Source organism: Micromonospora acroterricola (genome assembly GCF_003172955.1).
Classification (GTDB): Bacteria; Actinomycetota; Actinomycetes; order Mycobacteriales; family Micromonosporaceae; genus Micromonospora; species Micromonospora acroterricola.
In genome coordinates this window covers 1-15,657 of the sequence record NZ_QGKR01000151.1, presented here as the reverse complement: position 1 = coordinate 15,657, position 15,657 = coordinate 1, and the positions used below count along the sequence as shown (strand labels likewise).

Sequence of the window (15,657 nt, the reverse complement as noted above, 5' to 3'; positions counted from 1 at the left end):
GGAGCCCGCGCCCGGGGGCACCGTATCGTGGCGCCGTGCTGATCAGACGCGAGACGCCCGCTGATGTCGACGCCATCCGCGCGGTTCACGCCGCCGCCTTCACCGCGCCGGACGGTGGCGTACCGGTCGAGGCGACGCTCGTCGACGCGCTGCGCGCCGACGAGGACTGGCTGCCCGCGTACTCCCTGGTGGCGACCGGCCCGGACGGGCAGGTGGTGGGGCACGTGGTGGCCACCCGCGGGCGGGTGGCCGGCCAGCCGGTGGCACTCGGCCTGGGACCGCTCGGCGTGCTGCCCGACTGGCAGCGACGCGGGGTCGGCTCGGCGCTGATGCACGCGGTGCTCGGCGCGGCCGACGCCCGGGACGAGCCGCTGGTGGTGCTGCTCGGGCATCCCGACTACTACCCGCGCTTCGGGTTCCGACCCGCCGTCGAGCTGGGCGTCACCCCACCCCAGGCGTGGGGGCCGCAGTACTTCCAGGCCCGCCCGCTGAGCGCCTGGCACGAGTCGATCCGGGGCGGGTTCCGCTACGCCAGCCCGTTCGACGACCTGTGACCCCACCGCGCATCCGCCGTCGCCGCGCCGCCGACCTCGACGCCTGTGTCGCAGCGCTGGCCGTCGTCCACGAGGTCGACCGGTACCCGCTGAACTGGCCCGCCGACCCGCACCGCTGGTTGCGCGAGCCCCTCCCGGCGCGGGCGTGGGTCGCCGTCGACGCCGACACGGCGGTCGTCGGGCACGTGGCGGTGCACCGGGTGCCCGACCCGCCGGACGTGCCGCCGGCCCGGCCGACGGCCGAGGTGGTGCGCCTGTTCGTGGTGCCGAGCGCCCGCGGGCGGGCCCTGGGCGACGCGTTGCTGGACCGGGCCCGGCGGTGGGCGAGCAGACGCGGGACGGATCTGGTGCTCGAGGTCGTCGCCGGCAACACGGCGGCCACCGCCGTGTACGAGCGCACCGGGTGGCGGTGCACCGGCACCAGCACGGCGCCGTGGACCACCCCGGACGGCAGCGCCGTGTCACTGCGGCACTACACGACGCGATCGGACGCCGCACCCGCGCCCTAGACGCCGCCGGTCGCGACGGTCGCGTTCGCCCAGGTCAGTGTGGTGATCGTCCGCGCCATGCGAACATGTGTACGTGTCGTCCGGGGCCAGCATCCTGCACGCCGACCTGGACGCCTTCTACGCGTCGGTCGAGCAGCGTGACGATCCGCGCCTGCGGGGGCGGCCGGTGATCGTCGGCGGTGGCGTGGTGCTCGCGGCCAGCTACGAGGCGAAGGCGCGGGGCGTCCGCAGCGCGATGGGCGGCCAGCAGGCGCGCCGGCTCTGCCCCGACGCGATCGTGGTGCCGCCCCGGATGTCGGCGTACACGGCGGCCAGCCGGGCGGTGTTCGAGATCTTCCGGCAGACCACCCCGCTGGTCGAGGGGCTCTCCATCGACGAGGCGTTCCTGGACGTGGGCGGCCTGCGCCGGCTGGTGGGGCCGCCGGCCGACATCGCCGAGCGGCTACGCCGGGAGGTCCAGGAGCGGGTGCGCCTGCCGATCACGGTGGGGGTGGCCCGCACGAAGTTCCTGGCGAAGGTGGCCAGCGGGGTGGCGAAGCCGGACGGGTTGCTGGTCGTCGCGCCCGACGCCGAGCTGGCGTTCCTGCACCCGCTGCCGGTGGAACGGCTCTGGGGCGTCGGCCCGGTCACCGCCGCGAAGCTGCGGGAACGGCGGATCCGTACCGTCGGCGAGGTGGCCCGGCTCGGCGAGGCGGCGCTGGTGTCGCTGCTCGGTGCGGGCGCCGGCCGGCACCTGCACGCCCTGGCGCACAACCGGGACCCGCGAGCGGTGCAGGTCGGCCGCCGGCGCGGCTCGATGGGGGCGCAGCACGCGCTGGGCCGTGCGCCGCACGCGCCGGCGGAGCTGGACGCCATCCTGGCCGGCCTGGTCGACCGGGTCACCCGGCGGATGCGGAGGGCCGGACGGTCGGGGCGCACGGTGGTGCTGCGGCTGCGCTTCGGCGACTACACCCGGGCCACCCGCTCCCACACCGTCCGCAAGGCGACCGCGGACACCACGCCGCTGCTCGCCGCCGCGCGGGCGTTGCTGCGCGCCGCCCTGCCGGAGATCGACCGGCGGGGTGTCACGCTGATCGGGGTGTCGGTCGGCAACCTGGACGACAACCCGGTCCAGCCGGAGCTGCCGTTCGCGCACGATCCGGGTGCCGAGCTGGACGCCGCGGTGGACGCGGTCCGCGACCGGTTCGGATCGGCGGCGCTGACCCGCGCGGTGCTGCTCGGCCGGGAGCCGGGCGTCGAGATGCCCCTGCTGCCGGACTGAGCGGCGGCGCACATCACAGCATCCGCGAGGTTTAGCGCCAGCCCGAGCGGTGATCTTGTGGGGATCAGCCTGACAGGGGGGACCACCATGTCCGACGACACCAGCAACCGTCCGAGCCGCCGTGAGCAGCGCCCCGGCGACGTGACCGACCCGCTGCTCTGGCAGCTCGCGGTCGACGTGCTCAGCGCCCACGAGCCGGACGAGAACGGCGCCTGCCACAACCTGCTCTGCGCCGACCAACCGTGGCCATGCGCCGCGCGCAGCAGCGCGGAACAGTCGCTCCGGCTGGCCCGCGGCGCGGCCGAGACACCGTCCACAGTCGCCCGGGAGCAGAGCGAGGAAGCCGGCGCCGCACACGCCGACCGGTCCCCGGAGGGCGCTCCGGCCGCGCGCCGGGCCTGGTCGGCCGGCCCGGTGTCGGCGCGTCCACAGGCGACCGCCTCGGCCGCCTGACCGGATCGGGCGCCCTGCTCGACACACGCCTGCGGGCGCTCGACCGGAGTCCGGTCGAGCGCCCGCGGGTTCGTGCGTCAGAGGCCGAGCCGCTGACCCGGGAGGATCAGACCCGGGTCGGCGCCGATCAGCTGCCGGTTGCGCTCGTACAGCGCCTGCCAGCCGCCGGCCACCCGGTGGTTCTGGGCGATCTCCGACAGGGTGTCGCCCGGCTCGACCAGGTACGTCTCGCCGCTGGTCGCCGGCGCGGTGCGCTGGTGGTCGCGGGTCGCCGGCTGCTCGCCGCGCGACGAGCGCTCCTGTGGCTTGTCGGTCGAGCCGGACTTCGACGTGGACTTCGAGGTGGACTTCGTCGACGACTTCGTGGCGGAGCCGCCCGACGAGCCACCCTTCCTGCCGCAGGTCGGCCAGGCGCCGATGCCCTGACCGTCGAGCACCTTCTCCGCGATGGCGATCTGCTCGCCCCGCGTGGCGAGGTCGGCGCGGGCGGCGTACTTCCTGCCGCCGTAGCCGGCCCAGGTGCTCTGCGAGAACTGCAACCCGCCGTAGTAGCCGTTGCCGGTGTTGATGTGCCAGTTGCCGCTGGACTCGCACTGGGCGATCGCGTCCCAGTTGACGCCGGCCTGGGCCGGAGCGGCCGGGCCGAAGAGGGCGACGGCGCCGGTGACCGCGCCGACGGCGAGGGTGCCGACGGCGACGCGGCGGGTGGTGACCCGTCGATGACGGGGCGTGTGATCAGAGGTCATGTGCGTTTCCTCCACGCCGGCGAGGTGAGCTGTCGGGTTCGGGCCGAGGAGCCCGGCCGCGCGGTGGCGGCTTCACCCCGAGGTGACGTGCACCGAGGAACGTGGGTCCCCCGCTCCTGCCCGGTGACTGGGTTCCGACGACCGGGGGCAGGATTTGGCGTTGCCGGCCGTGGTGTCCGCGTTGGCGAACCCGACCGACGTTAGGCACGGTCGGTGACGGTCGCCCACCCCCTGTGAAGTTCTTCACCGGGGTACGCGGGGCCGCTCGCGCAGCGGTTGCGAGTGACCGCGACCTGTGCAGTGACCATGATGGACCGTTTCCGATCAGGCCGCCGTTCAGAGGTCGTGGCGGAGCCAGGCGACGATGCGGTGGAGCAGCTCGACGTGGCCGGGCGACTCGTAGGACCGGACGTCGTGGCCGAGCGCGTTGTAGACGATCCGGTTGTCCCCGACGGTGCGCGCCCAGACGAGCGGGTGGGTGGCGCCACCCTCGTCGTGGACGTAGAGGGGCCCGATGTCGACGCCGTCGACGAGTTCCAGGTCGGTGTAGCGCTCGTCGTGCACCTCGATGTCGCCGAGGCCGGCGGTGATCGGGTGCTCGACGCCGGTGCGCCGGACGAGGCTGGGGCCGATCGGCGGGTGGAAGCTCCGGCCGTGGTCCCAGGCGGCGCCGATCGTGGACCGCCAGGCCGACAGTCCGGGAAAGGCGATCGTGGCGCTGTGGGTGGCGAGCAGGCTGCCGCCGCCACCCAGGAAGGCGTCGAGGATCCGCGCGAAGTCCCCGTCCTCGGGGACCGGGGTCGAACGGTCGGCGCTGGCGTTGACCACCAGCAGCCGCGCGCCGTCGAGCGCCGCGCCGAGCCGGTCGACGGAGGTCACGACCGTCACCGGGCCGTCGTCCCCGATCAGGCCGGCGATCGCCGCGCTGGTCTCGGCCAGCCGGTGCCAGGGGTCGGCGTGCGGGCCCTCCCCGCTGAAGATGACCGTGTCGACAGCAATGACCTTCCTGGCGCGGGGCCCGGCCGGCGGGAGCCCGCTGAGCGGGCGGCCCACCGGCCGGGACGGGCCGTCAGAGGGTACGGGCCAGCCGGTCGGCGAGCGCCCGGGTGAACCGGGCCGGGTCGGCGAGCTCGCCGCCCTCGGCGAGCACGGCCAGGCCGTACAGCAGCTCGGCGGTCTCGGTCAGAGCCGCCGGGTCGCCGCCCTGTTCCTGGGCCTTGCGCAGCCCGGCGACCAGCGGGTGACCCGGGTTGATCTCCAGGATGCGCTTCGTCGCCGGGATCTCGTGGCCCATCGCCCGGTACATCTTCTCCAGGGTCGGGGTGAGATCCTGCGCGTCGCCGACGACGCAGGCCGGCGAGGTGGTCAGCCTCGACGACAGGCGGACCTCCCGGACGCTGTCGGCCAGGGTGGTGCCGAGCCAGTCGAGCAGCGCGGCGAACTCCTGCCGCTGCTGCTCCCGCTCGGCCTCGGCCTGCTTCTTCTCCTCGTCGGTGTCCAGGTCGACCTCGCCCTTGGCGATCGAGCGCAGCGGCCGGCCGTCGTACTGGCCGACCCGTTCGACCCACACCTCGTCGACCGGGTCGGTGAGCAGCAGCACCTCGTGGCCCTTGGCCCGGAACGCCTCCAGGTGCGGGGAGTTCTCGATGGTGGCCCGGGAGTCGCCGGTGGCGTACCAGATGTCGCTCTGGCCGTCCTTCATGCGTGCCACGTAGCCGGCCAGGTCGGTGAGCTCGGCCGGGTCGTTGGTGGAGGCCACCGACAGGATCTCCAGCAGCGTGTCCCGGTTGTCGGTGTCGTCGATCAGCCCTTCCTTGACCACCGCGCCGAACTCGGTCCAGAAGGTGCGGTAGCGCTCGGGGTGGTTGGTCTTGAGGTCCCGGACCGCGGCGAGGACCTTGCGGACCAGGCGCCGGCGGACGATCTGGATCTGCCGGTCCTGCTGGAGGATCTCCCGGGAGATGTTCAGCGACAGGTCGTGCGCGTCGACCACGCCCTTGACGAAGCGCAGGTAGGTGGGGACCAGCGCCTCGCAGTCGTCCATGATGAACACGCGCTTGACGTAGAGCTGGACGCCGCGGCGGCCCTGCGGGGAGAACATGTCCAGCGGGGCGTGGCTGGGCAGGAACAGCAGCGCCTCGTACTCGAAGGCGCCCTCGCCCTTCATGTGCACGACCTCGAGCGGGTCGGCCCAGTCGTGGCTGACGTGCTTGTAGAACTCGTGGTACTCGCTGGCGTCGACCTCGTCGCGGGGCCGCGCCCAGAGCGCCTTCATCGAGTTGAGCGTCTGCACCTCGCTGGTGGCGGCCTCTCCGTCGGCGCCGGGGCGCTCGACGCGCATCCGGATCGGCCAGGCGATGAAGTCGGAGTATCGCTTGACGATCTCCCGGATCGTCCACTCGGCGGTGTAGTCGTGCAGGTTGTCCTCGGCGTCCGCCGGCTTGAGGTGCAGGATCACCGTGGTGCCCTGCGGCGCCTCGTCGACGGTCTCGATCGAGTACGTGCCCTCGCCGGCGGACTCCCAGCGGGTGCCGCCGGTCTCGCCGGCCTTGCGGGTCAGCAGGGTGACCCGGTCGGCGACCATGAACGCGGCGTAGAAGCCGACGCCGAACTGGCCGATCAGATCCTGCGAGGCGCGAGCGTCGGCGGACTCGCGCAGCTGGCGCAGCAGCTCGGCGGTGCCCGACTTGGCGATCGTGCCGATCAGCCCGATCACCTCGTCGCGGGTCATCCCGATGCCGTTGTCCCGCACGGTCAGGGTGCGGGCCTCGCGGTCGACCTCGATGGCGACGTGCAGGTCCTCGGTGTCGGCGACGAGATCCTTGTCGACCAGGGTCGCCAGCCGGAGCTTGTCCAGCGCGTCGGACGCGTTGGAGATGAGTTCCCGCAGGAAGACGTCCTTGTTCGAATAGATCGAGTGGACGACCAACTGGAGGAGCTGACGCGCCTCGGCCTGGAACTCCAACGTCTCGGCCTGGTTGCTCACACCGTCTCCCTTCTCGGCTCGTGCGGAGGTTCGCGGAAAGGATACGAGCCGTCACGGGCGGGGCTGTGCCCGCGTCCGGTCGTATTCCCGATCCGGGCGTGCCGCCGCCGTGACATAGCTGACTTTGGTGGAGCTAAGTCAGGTGGATAGCCTGGCCCCCATGAAGATCTCCGGAAGCACCGCCCTCGTCACCGGCGCCAACCGTGGCTTCGGCCGGACCCTCGCCGCCGAACTCCTCTCCCGGGGCGCCACCGTCTACGCCGGCGCCCGCAACCCCGACAACGTGGACCTGCCCGGCGTGACGCCGGTGCGGCTGGACATCACCGACCCCGCCTCGGTGGCCGCCGCCGCCGAACTGGCCGGGGACGTCAACCTGCTGGTCAACAACGCCGGCATCGATCTCCGCACGGACCTGATGGACGGCGACCTCGATCTGGTCCGACTCGACCTGGAGACCCACTACATCGGCACGCTGTCGATGATCCGGGCGTTCGCCCCGGTCATCGCGGACAACGGCGGCGGAACGGTCCTCAACGTGCTCTCCGCCCTGTCCTGGGTGAACTTCCCGCTGCACGGCGCGTACGGCGCCGCCAAGTCGGCCGAGTGGGCGATGACCAACGCCCTACGTCTCCAGCTCGCCGAGCGGGGCATCCGGGTCGCCGGCCTGCACGTCGGCTACATGGACACCGACATGGCCGCCACGATCACCGGCCCGAAGTCCGATCCCGCGCTGATCGCCCGCCTGGGTGTGGACGGCATCGAGGCCGACGCCTACGAGATCGTGACCGACGAGACCAGCCGCCGGGTCCAGGCCGGGCTCTCCGGCGGGGTCGCCGCGCTCTACCCGCAGCTGCCCTGACCCCGCACCGGGGCCACCGCCCGTGCTCCGGCGGAGGCCCCGGCGCGGGTACGCGGTCAGCTCCTCCGCGTACCCGCCTCGGCGTCACGCGGTCAGCAACCGCCACAGCTGTAGAAGAGGATGTCCCAGTGACTGCCCTCCTTGGTGTAGAGGTTGCCCGAGGCGGCGCGGTACTGGTAGCCGAAGCCGGCGATGTAGCCGACGTAGGTGTAGTTCGCGGAGATGTAGTTCTGGATGCAGGTGCTCAGCGCGATGTCGAGCTTGTAGCCGTTCCAGTGGCTGTACGTGCCGCCGGCGTGCCCCACCTCGGTGCCGGCGGTGATGGTGACCGCGCAGCCACTGGCTCGCTTGAAGGTGATGATGCCGTCGATGGTGGCCTGCCGAACCCCGGTGAAGGAGGTGCAGGTGGGCACGTTGCGGTCGCTGCAGTTGCCGCTGGAGGTCCAGGAGATGTTGGCGGCGCGCAGCTGCGAGGTGGCGCTGGAGTGGGTGATGGCGAAGGCCGGGGCGGAGAGTCCGAGCGCGGCGCCGACCGCGGCGACGGTGGCCACCAGAAGCGTGAGCGCGCGGCGGCGCAGGGTGGATCGGGTGGAAGACATGGCACTCCCGTTCGCGTGAGGGGTGGAATATTTGCGAACCAGGGGCCGGCCTTGAAGGATTTCTACCAGAGATAGACGAGCGTGACTAGGCGCCGGGTGGAGGCAGTCGCCCCGCCTCCACCCGACGGCCCACGTCAGCTCGCCTGCAGCGTCACATCGTCGATCACGAAGCTGGTCTGCAACGAGGAGTCCTCGGTGCCGTTGAACCGCAGCGTCACCGTCTGCCCGGCGTACGCGGCCACGTTGAAGGTGCGCTGGACGTAGCCGGCGGCGGCGTTGAGGTTCGAGTACGTCGCCAGCGTGGTCGAGCCGACCTGCACGGTGAGCCTGTCGTACGCCGTGGAACCGGTGGTCTCGGCGGTGTCGATGTGCAGCCAGAACGACAGCGTGTAGCTGGCACACCCGGCCGGCACGGTCACCGACTGGTACAGGGTCTCGGTGCGGGTGCTGCCGTACCCGTTGAGCCACGCCTTGTACGACCCGGTCCGGGCCGGCTGGCCGCTGGCGTTGGTGATCACGCCGGTGGACGCGGTCCACGGCGCGCTGCCGGTCTCGAAGCCACCGTTGCCGATCACCTGGCCGCCGGCGCAGCCGCCGGTGCCGGTCACCGTGAGCGTGAGGCTGGCGCTGCGGGTGACCGAGCCGGTGCCGGTGACCGTGATGGTGACGGTGCCGGTCGCCGCGCTGGCCGACGCGGTCAGGGTCATCGTCGCGGAGCCGCCGGAGGTCACCGACGACGGGCTGAACGAGACACTCACCCCGCTCGGAGCGCCGGACGCGGAGAGGCTGACCGACTGCGCCGAACCGGAGGTGGTGGCGGTGACGACCGCGGCGGTGGTGCTGGCGCCCCGCGCGACGGTCCGCGCGGTGGGGCTGACGGCCACGGAGAAGTCGTTGGTCGGGGTGCCGCCGCCGACGGCGAGCTGCCACAGCGCGTACGCGACTCCGTCCGCGGCCCGGTTCAGCACGGTGGCGCTGACGTTCGCCGTGGTGTCGCAGGCCCGGTGGTAGCAGGGGTCGTACGCCGAGTTGGCGGTGCCGCCCCACTTGGCCGCCTGGGCGCTGGTCTTGCGGGCGCTGGCGCCCGCGGCGTAGCCGGAGGTGGGGATGCCGGCCTGCTGGAAGTAGTAGTCGTCGGAGCGGCCCTGCCCCTCGACGTTCTCCTCCGGCTGCAACCCCAGCGAGTCCCAGTACGCCTTCAGCGGCGCCGCCGTGGTGGAGGTGACCCGGTTGATGAAGTAGCCGCCGTTGATCGAGCCGACCATGTCGAAGTTGTAGTAGCCCTTGATGTAGCCGCGCTGGGTGGCGTTGAGCGAGTTGACGTAGAAGCGGGAGCCGTTGAGCCCCTGCTCCTCGTCGGTCCACCAGGCGAACCGCACCCGCTTGGTCATGGTCGGGTTCTGCCCGGCCAGCACCAGCGCGTTCTCCAGCAGGGTGGACGAGCCGGTGGCGTTGTCGTTGATGCCGGGCCCGGCCGAGACGCCGTCCAGGTGGGCGCCGAACATGACCACCTGGTCGGCCGGGCCGCCGGGCCATTCCGCGATCAGGTTGTTCGAGGGGTACGTGCAGCTGGAGCAGTACTGCTCGCTGACGGTGTAGCCGGCCGCCTGGAGCCTGCTCTTCACGTAGGTCAGCGAGGCGGTGTAGCCGGCCGAGCCGGCCCGCCGGTTGCCGCCGTTGCTGCTGGCGATGGAGTTGAACTGGGTCAGGTGCGCCTGGACGTTGCTGACGGAGATGTCCGGCGCCGCCAGGACGGCGGCGGGCGCGGCGATCGGCCGGGCCGCTGCCGTCGCGGCGATGGGCGACGCGGTCACCGGCTGGGCGGCCAGCGTCACCGTCATCCCGGTGAACACGGCGAGCGCGATGCCCGCGCTCAGCGTTCTGCCTCTCATGGGGGCTCCTCGGGGGTTGGAGAGATTACCGAGACACTTACAGACTTCGATGTATCGGGCATCGGTCGTTCGTCCGGAACCCCGACCGGATCGGCGTCGGCCACCGCTCCACCAGTGGACGGCCGGCCGACGCGACGGGGGCGCAATGTCCGGCTCTGTCGCCATCGCTCCCTACGCCGGGCCCGGACCGGCCCCGCGGCACGATCGGCGGGAGCCGACGTCGGCACAGGTGAGGGAAGGTGCCAGGATGGGTAGGTAACACCAGTAGGGGTCGTCGGGCCCGGAACGGGGGGCTTTGCGATGGGGCCGGGTCGAGCGTGACACGACCCACGACGGACCTGTTCACCGGCGGCGGTGACACCGGCCGTCTCATGGCGGACCTGGACTGGACACGCACCCCGCTCGGCCCGGTGGCCGACTGGCCGCAGAGCCTGCGCGCCGCGGTGCGGGTGGTGCTCTCCTCCCGCTACCCCATGCTGCTGCTCTGGGGCGACAGATTCTCCCAGCTCTACAACGACGCCTACTCGGCGCTGATCGGCGACAAGCACCCGGCCGCGCTCGGCGGCGACGTGCGGGTGACCCTCGCCGAGGGCTGGGACGTGCTCGCCCCGCTGATCGAGGAGGCCATGGCCACCGGGGTCGCCAGCTGGGTGCCCGCCCTGCAACTGCTGCTGGAGCGGGCCGGCTACCGCGAGGAGGCGTACTTCAGCGTCTCGCACGCGCCGGCCCGGGACGACGAGGGCCGCACCGTCGGCGTGCTGACCGTGTGCAGCGAGGTCACCGAACAGGTCGTCGGCGAACGGCGGCTGCGACTGCTGCGCGACCTGTCCGTCCGCGGCGACGGACGCACCGTCGACGTGGACGCCACCTGCGCCCGGCTGATCGAGGCGATCGGCGGCCACCCGCTGGACGTGCCGTTCGCCGCCATCTACCTGCGCGACGGCGCGATGCTGCGCCAGGTCGCCTGGACCGGCGGCGATCCGGGGCAGGCCACCGTGCCCGAGGCGCTGCCGGCCGCCGCCGGGCTGGCCGACCCCAGCCCGACCACCCGCGCCTGGGGGCTGCCGGACGCCGCCGAGGGCCGGGCGACCGAGGTGACCGGGGTCGCCGACCGGCTGCCACTGCCCGCCGGCCCCTGGGACGACCCGGTCCACACCGCGCTGGCGCTGCCCCTGCCCTCGGCCGACGAGGACCAGCCGCTCGGCATCCTGCTGGTCGGGGTCAGTCCCAGCCGCAGGCTCGACGAGGCGTACCGCGCCTTCTACCAGCTCCTGGCCCAGCAGGTCTCGGTGGCGGTGCGCAACGCGCGGGCGTACGAGGAGGAGCGGCGCCGGGCCGAGGCGCTGGCCGAACTGGACCGGGTGAAGACGAGCTTCTTCACCAACGTCAGCCACGAGTTCCGCACCCCGTTGACCCTCATGCTCGGCCCGCTGGCCGACGCGCTCGCCGACACCTCCGCGCCACTGGCGCCCGTGCAGCAGGAGCGGGTGGAGACCGCCTGGCGCAACGCCACCCGCCTGCTGACCCTGGTCAACAGCCTCCTCACGTTCTCCAGCCTGGAGGCCGGGCGGGCCCGCAGCGACGCCCGCGTGGTCGATCTCGCCACGCTCACGGCCGAGCTGGCCGGCGTCTTCCGGGCCGCCATCGAGCGGGCCGGCCTGGTCCTGGACGTCGACTGCCCGCCGCTGCCCCGGCCCGTCACGGTCGACCCGGTCAACTGGGAACGCATCGTCACCAACCTGCTGTCCAACGCATTGAAGTACACGTTCATCGGCCGGATCCGGGTCGGCCTGGAGTCCGACGACGAGGAGGTGCGGCTCACCGTCACGGACACCGGCATCGGCATCGCCGAACAGGAGCTGCCGAAGCTCTTCGAACGCTTCCACCGGGTGCAGGGGGCCCTCTCCCGCAGTCACGAGGGCACCGGCATCGGCCTGGCCCTGGTGCACGAGCTGGCCCGGCTGGAGGGTGGCGAGGCCCGGGTGACCAGCCAGGTGGGCGTCGGCAGCACGTTCACCGTGGCCCTGCCCTGGTCGGCGGCGGCGCGCCACACTCCGCTGACCGGATCACCGGCCGAGGGTCGGGGCGACGCGGCCCGCGCCGCCGTTCAGGGGGCGGCGACCTGGCTGGCCGACCCGGCCGGCGGCGTCGCCGAGCCCGAGCCCGCGTCCGGGCCGGCCGGGGACGAGCTGACCGGGGCACGGATCCTGGTGGCCGACGACAACAGCGACATGCGGGCGTACCTGAGCCGGCTGCTCACCGGGCAGGGTTGGCGGGTGCGGGCCGTCACCGACGGCCGGCAGGCCCTCGACGCCATCCGCAGCGACCCGCCCGACCTGCTCCTCACCGACGTGATGATGCCGGTGCTGGACGGCTTCGACCTGGTCCGGCGGCTGCGCGCGGACCCGTCCACCCGGGCGCTGCCGGTGCTGGTGCTCTCCGCCCGGGCCAGCGGGGAGGCCAGCGTGGCGGGCCTGAGCCTGGGCGCCGACGACTACCTGGTGAAGCCGTTCGCCGCGGCCGAGCTGATCGCCCGGATCCGGGCCGCCATCCGCCGGTCCCGCGCCGGCGGCGTGCCTCCGGCCGACGCGGCCCGGGCCGATGCCACCCCACCACGGACCAACGCCACGTCGACGACGCCGCCACCGACCGTGGTCACCACCGTGACGCCGGCCGTGGAGGGCGTGGCCTCGACCTGGCCGACGCCGGCCGTGGACCCGTCGGGCGGTCGGGCCGGCACTCCCGCCCGGATCGCCCGCGCCGAACCGGTCGGCGACCCGCCCGCGAGCGGGGCCGACCGGGATGAGCCGGACCACACCCTGGACGTCAGCCGGACGTACGCCTCCGCGCCCACCTCGGCGGCGGCGATGCGCCGGGACGTCCGGTCGGCGCTGGGCGACCTGGACGTCGACCCGGACGTCCTGGCGGACCTGCTGCTCGCCGCCTCCGAGGCGATGAACAACGCGGTCGAGCACGCGCAGCGGCCCAGCCGTCCGGAGGTGTGGGTCCGGCTCCAGGTGGGCGGCGGCCTGGTCCGGATCTCGGTGCGCGACTTCGGCACCTGGCGGGACCGCCGGCCGGCCATGGACCGGGGTCGGGGCGCGCTGCTGATGAACGCCTACGGCGACGTGCGGCTGGTCTCCACCGGTGAGGGAACGACGGTGACGATCGAACGCCGACTCGACGACCCGGCCTGAACGAGCGGCCGCCGTACGCCCGCCAGCGCGTCACAGCCGACGGTTGCTGCCGTCGCGGGCGGTGATGCCGTCCAGCCGATCCCCCGGGGCCAGGTCGGCCGGGTCGAACCAGAAGATGACCACCTGCTTGTCGGCGCTCCACCGGGCCAGTCGGGCAGCGACCTGCCGGCCGTCCACGGTGCCGGTGATCCGGTGCGCCGGGCCGACGAAGTAGCCGAAGGCGGGCACCGGCGCCGCCGATCCCCCCTCGTCGTAGCCGATCTGGTGGAATCCCGGACTGCGGTCGGACCCTTCGACGTCGTTGACCAGGATGTCCGTGGTCAGGGTGCCGTTCGGGGCACGGCGGCCGGCGGCGAGCCCGATGCTCACCCGGGGCTCACCGGGAACCGACACCCGGACGAGGTAGTACACGCGCTGGTCGGCGCCGTGCCGGACCCCGCTGTCGATGACCTCGCCCAGCGGCGACGGCGGCGGCTCCGTACGGGCCGCCGTGGTCGGCGGCATGGTGGCGGACGGGTCAGGCGGCGTCGCAGGACCGTCGGTCGGCGGCGCCGGGGCGACGGCGACCGGCGGCGGACGCTCGACCGTCCCCGGGTCGTTCGGCAGGGCGCCGACCACCACCGCGACGACGACTCCGGCCAGCCCGGCCGCCAGCGTCGCCACACCGGCCCCGGCGACCCGGCGACGGGTACGCAACCGCCGCCCGTCGCGCATCACCGCGGCCAGGTCGATGGCGCCCCCGGGTCGCTCGGTCACCCGCATGGCGTGGCGGAGCCGGTCCAGCTCGCTCATCGGCACGCCTCCTGGTTGTCGGCCGTACGCGGCCCGGTGCTGCGCAGCTTCTCCAGGGCCCGCGAGCTGGTGCTCTTGACCGTGCCGACGGAGATGGCGAGTTCCCGGGCCACCTGCGCCTCCGGAAGGTCGAAGTAGTAGCGCAGCACGATGATGGCCCGCTCGCGCGGGCTGAGCGCGCCGAGGATCGCGGTCAACCAGCGGCGGGTGGCCACCTCGTCGGCCACGTCGCCCCGTCGTTGCTCCGGGACCTCCTCGGTCGGATACTCCCGGATCGGGCGTCGCCATCCGTCCACCAGATGGTTGACCAGGATCCGGCGCGCGTAGCCGTAGGCGTCGTCGTCGCGGATCCGGGACCAGGACGCGTAGGTGCGGACCAGTGCGGTCTGCGCGGCGTCCTCGGCCTGGTGGTGGTCCCCGGTCATCAGGAACGCGGCGTGCACCAGCCGCGCGGAGGCCGCGCGCGCGAACTCGACGAACTCCGCGTCACCCCGCCCCACGTCGAACCCTCCCCCGTGCCACACCGTTACGGACGGGCGAGGGCCACGAAAGGTTGAGCGTCCGCGAGATCAACTTTTCGGCCAAGCCATTCGTCTCTTCTCCTGCCGCGCCGCAGACCGGCGCGCGAGGGGAGAGACATGTCGACGAAGGCTACCCGCTCGGTGAACGCCGCCTCCGTGGCGCTGCTGCTGGTGATGGCACTGCTCACCGGCTGCGGCCTGCCGGCGGCCGGGCAGCCCGCCACCGGCCCCACCACGACCGGGCCAGCCCCCGACGGGCGGCCCTCGGCGGGGCGGGTCACGACCGGTCGACCGGCGGGAGCCGCCGGCAGCGCGGTTGCCGCGCCCTCGCCGGCCGTCCAGGTCAGCTACCCCGCCACCGGCGGCAACCGCTGGTCGGTGGCCGCCGCCGAGACGACGCCCGCGCGCGGCAACCGTGGGCGGTTGCTGCGCTACCGGGTCGCCGTGGAGCGCGACATCCGCGGTCTGGCGGTGGCCGACGTCGCCGCGGCGGTCTCCGCGACGCTCGACGACCCGCGCGGCTGGACGGCCGGCGGCGCCTGGCGGCTGCGTCGGGTGGGCGCCGCCACACCGGCCGACTTCACCGTCTACCTGGCGACCCCCGGCACCCGCGACCGGCTGTGCCAGGACGTTCCGGACGGCTACACCTCGTGCCGCAGAGGCGACCGGGTGGTGCTCAACGTGGCGCGCTGGATCAAGGCGGTGCCGGGTTACCGCGCCGGCCTGGACACCTACCGGCAGTACATGGTCAACCACGAGGTCGGGCACCGGCTCGGCCTCGGCCACGAGCGGTGCCCGGGGCGGGGCCGGCCGGCGCCGGTGATGCAGCAGCAGACGCTGGGCCTGCACGGTTGCACGGGCAATGCCTGGCCGTACCCGGGCGGGGTCCGCTACGCGGGGCCGGTCGGGGCGTACCAGGACGACATCCCTCCGCGTGAGGGTGCCCGGCCGGCTCGCTGAGCCCGACGTCGCCGTTCGCCTCAGGACCGGTGGCGGCGCTCCTGTTCGAGTCGCTCGTCCAGCCGGCCCAGCTCGTAGATGGCGTTGAGGTTCGTCGGCAGGCGGCTGACATTGTCCGGCAAGGGGCCCGGATTCGGCGTCGGCGTCGGTGCCGGCGCGGGGGCGCCGGACGAGCGCTCCGCCCCGGCCGCCGCCCGGCGGGGGCGCAGGAGCACCAGCGCCAGCACCGCGAGAGCGGCGGCGACCAGCAGGTAGTACGCGGGCAGCAGCGGCCAGCCGCCCCGGTCCGGTGCGGCGAGGGTCGGATCGGCCACCGGGGCGTCACGGT

15 protein-coding genes and 1 riboswitch are annotated in these 15,657 nt (G+C 73.5%); of the genes, 7 read left to right on the top strand and 8 right to left on the bottom strand.

Annotated elements, in window-relative coordinates:
• Window positions 1–35: 35 nt before the first annotated feature.
• The 4 genes from DKT68_RS08395 to DKT68_RS08380 all read left to right on the top strand — a co-directional run bounded on the left by DKT68_RS08395 (window position 36) and on the right by DKT68_RS08380 (window position 2,777).
• The gene (locus DKT68_RS08395; protein ID WP_109816850.1) at window positions 36–554 is read left to right on the top strand and encodes a GNAT family N-acetyltransferase; all 519 of its coding nucleotides are present in this window, start codon (window positions 36–38) and stop codon (window positions 552–554) included.
• The gene (locus DKT68_RS08390; RefSeq protein ID WP_109816849.1) at window positions 551–1,063 is read left to right on the top strand and encodes a GNAT family N-acetyltransferase; all 513 of its coding nucleotides are present in this window, start codon (window positions 551–553) and stop codon (window positions 1,061–1,063) included. The genes DKT68_RS08395 and DKT68_RS08390 overlap by 4 nt, the downstream gene beginning before the upstream one ends.
• A gap of 73 nt (window positions 1,064–1,136) precedes the next feature.
• Window positions 1,137–2,324: a DNA polymerase IV gene (gene dinB / locus DKT68_RS08385; RefSeq protein WP_109816869.1), complete on the top strand. Its 1,188-nt coding sequence runs from the start codon at window positions 1,137–1,139 to the stop codon at window positions 2,322–2,324.
• A gap of 87 nt (window positions 2,325–2,411) precedes the next feature.
• Window positions 2,412–2,777, top strand: coding sequence for a hypothetical protein (locus DKT68_RS08380; protein WP_109816848.1), 366 nt, complete (start codon window positions 2,412–2,414; stop codon window positions 2,775–2,777).
• A 77-nt stretch (window positions 2,778–2,854) separates the two neighbouring features.
• Here DKT68_RS08380 and DKT68_RS08375 read toward each other — a convergent pair whose 3' ends face one another.
• The 3 genes from DKT68_RS08375 to htpG all read right to left on the bottom strand — a co-directional run bounded on the left by DKT68_RS08375 (window position 2,855) and on the right by htpG (window position 6,509).
• Window positions 2,855–3,523, bottom strand: coding sequence for a LysM peptidoglycan-binding domain-containing protein (locus tag DKT68_RS08375; protein WP_109816847.1), 669 nt, complete (start codon window positions 3,521–3,523; stop codon window positions 2,855–2,857).
• Window positions 3,523–3,693, bottom strand: a riboswitch (cyclic di-AMP (ydaO/yuaA leader). Its footprint overlaps the gene before it by 1 nt.
• A gap of 166 nt (window positions 3,694–3,859) precedes the next feature.
• On the bottom strand, window positions 3,860–4,576 hold the full coding sequence (locus DKT68_RS08370) for a ThuA domain-containing protein (protein ID WP_109816846.1): 717 nt from the start codon (window positions 4,574–4,576) through the stop codon (window positions 3,860–3,862).
• A 16-nt stretch (window positions 4,577–4,592) separates the two neighbouring features.
• A complete protein-coding gene (htpG, locus tag DKT68_RS08365) occupies window positions 4,593–6,509 on the bottom strand; it encodes a molecular chaperone HtpG (RefSeq protein WP_109816845.1) in 1,917 nt (638 codons plus the stop codon).
• Between the two features lie 160 nt (window positions 6,510–6,669).
• Here htpG and DKT68_RS08360 point away from each other — a divergent pair, with 160 nt between their 5' ends.
• Window positions 6,670–7,368, top strand: a complete 699-nt coding sequence (locus tag DKT68_RS08360) for an SDR family oxidoreductase (RefSeq protein WP_109816844.1) — start codon at window positions 6,670–6,672, stop codon at window positions 7,366–7,368.
• A gap of 92 nt (window positions 7,369–7,460) precedes the next feature.
• Here DKT68_RS08360 and DKT68_RS08355 read toward each other — a convergent pair whose 3' ends face one another.
• Complete coding sequence (locus DKT68_RS08355) at window positions 7,461–7,967, bottom strand: hypothetical protein (protein WP_109816843.1); 507 nt, start codon at window positions 7,965–7,967, stop codon at window positions 7,461–7,463.
• A gap of 134 nt (window positions 7,968–8,101) precedes the next feature.
• A complete protein-coding gene (locus tag DKT68_RS08350) occupies window positions 8,102–9,859 on the bottom strand; it encodes a M28 family peptidase (protein WP_109816842.1) in 1,758 nt (585 codons plus the stop codon).
• A 317-nt stretch (window positions 9,860–10,176) separates the two neighbouring features.
• Here DKT68_RS08350 and DKT68_RS08345 point away from each other — a divergent pair, with 317 nt between their 5' ends.
• On the top strand, window positions 10,177–13,056 hold the full coding sequence (locus tag DKT68_RS08345) for an ATP-binding protein (protein ID WP_109816841.1): 2,880 nt from the start codon (window positions 10,177–10,179) through the stop codon (window positions 13,054–13,056).
• Window positions 13,057–13,086: 30 nt separating this feature from the next.
• Here the strand turns inward: DKT68_RS08345 and DKT68_RS08340 are convergent, their stop codons facing one another.
• Both DKT68_RS08340 and DKT68_RS08335 read right to left on the bottom strand, forming a co-directional pair.
• Window positions 13,087–13,848, bottom strand: coding sequence for a hypothetical protein (locus DKT68_RS08340; protein WP_109816840.1), 762 nt, complete (start codon window positions 13,846–13,848; stop codon window positions 13,087–13,089).
• Window positions 13,845–14,348: a SigE family RNA polymerase sigma factor gene (locus DKT68_RS08335; protein WP_109816839.1), complete on the bottom strand. Its 504-nt coding sequence runs from the start codon at window positions 14,346–14,348 to the stop codon at window positions 13,845–13,847. The genes DKT68_RS08340 and DKT68_RS08335 overlap by 4 nt, the downstream gene beginning before the upstream one ends.
• A gap of 138 nt (window positions 14,349–14,486) precedes the next feature.
• Here DKT68_RS08335 and DKT68_RS08330 point away from each other — a divergent pair, with 138 nt between their 5' ends.
• Window positions 14,487–15,329, top strand: coding sequence for a DUF3152 domain-containing protein (locus DKT68_RS08330; protein ID WP_109816838.1), 843 nt, complete (start codon window positions 14,487–14,489; stop codon window positions 15,327–15,329).
• Between the two features lie 20 nt (window positions 15,330–15,349).
• Here DKT68_RS08330 and DKT68_RS08325 read toward each other — a convergent pair.
• The coding region (locus tag DKT68_RS08325) for a hypothetical protein (protein WP_330848933.1) at window positions 15,350–15,657 on the bottom strand (308 nt) is incomplete at its 5' end.

Coding starts and splice junctions, on each gene's coding strand:
- DKT68_RS08360 (WP_109816844.1), top strand. CDS start 6,670: ATGAAGATCTCCGGAAGCACCGCCCTCGTCACCGGCGCCAACCGTGGC.
- DKT68_RS08340 (WP_109816840.1), bottom strand. CDS start 13,848: ATGAGCGAGCTGGACCGGCTCCGCCACGCCATGCGGGTGACCGAGCGA.
- DKT68_RS08355 (WP_109816843.1), bottom strand. CDS start 7,967: ATGTCTTCCACCCGATCCACCCTGCGCCGCCGCGCGCTCACGCTTCTG.
- DKT68_RS08375 (WP_109816847.1), bottom strand. CDS start 3,523: ATGACCTCTGATCACACGCCCCGTCATCGACGGGTCACCACCCGCCGC.
- DKT68_RS08330 (WP_109816838.1), top strand. CDS start 14,487: ATGTCGACGAAGGCTACCCGCTCGGTGAACGCCGCCTCCGTGGCGCTG.
- DKT68_RS08380 (WP_109816848.1), top strand. CDS start 2,412: ATGTCCGACGACACCAGCAACCGTCCGAGCCGCCGTGAGCAGCGCCCC.
- DKT68_RS08350 (WP_109816842.1), bottom strand. CDS start 9,859: ATGAGAGGCAGAACGCTGAGCGCGGGCATCGCGCTCGCCGTGTTCACC.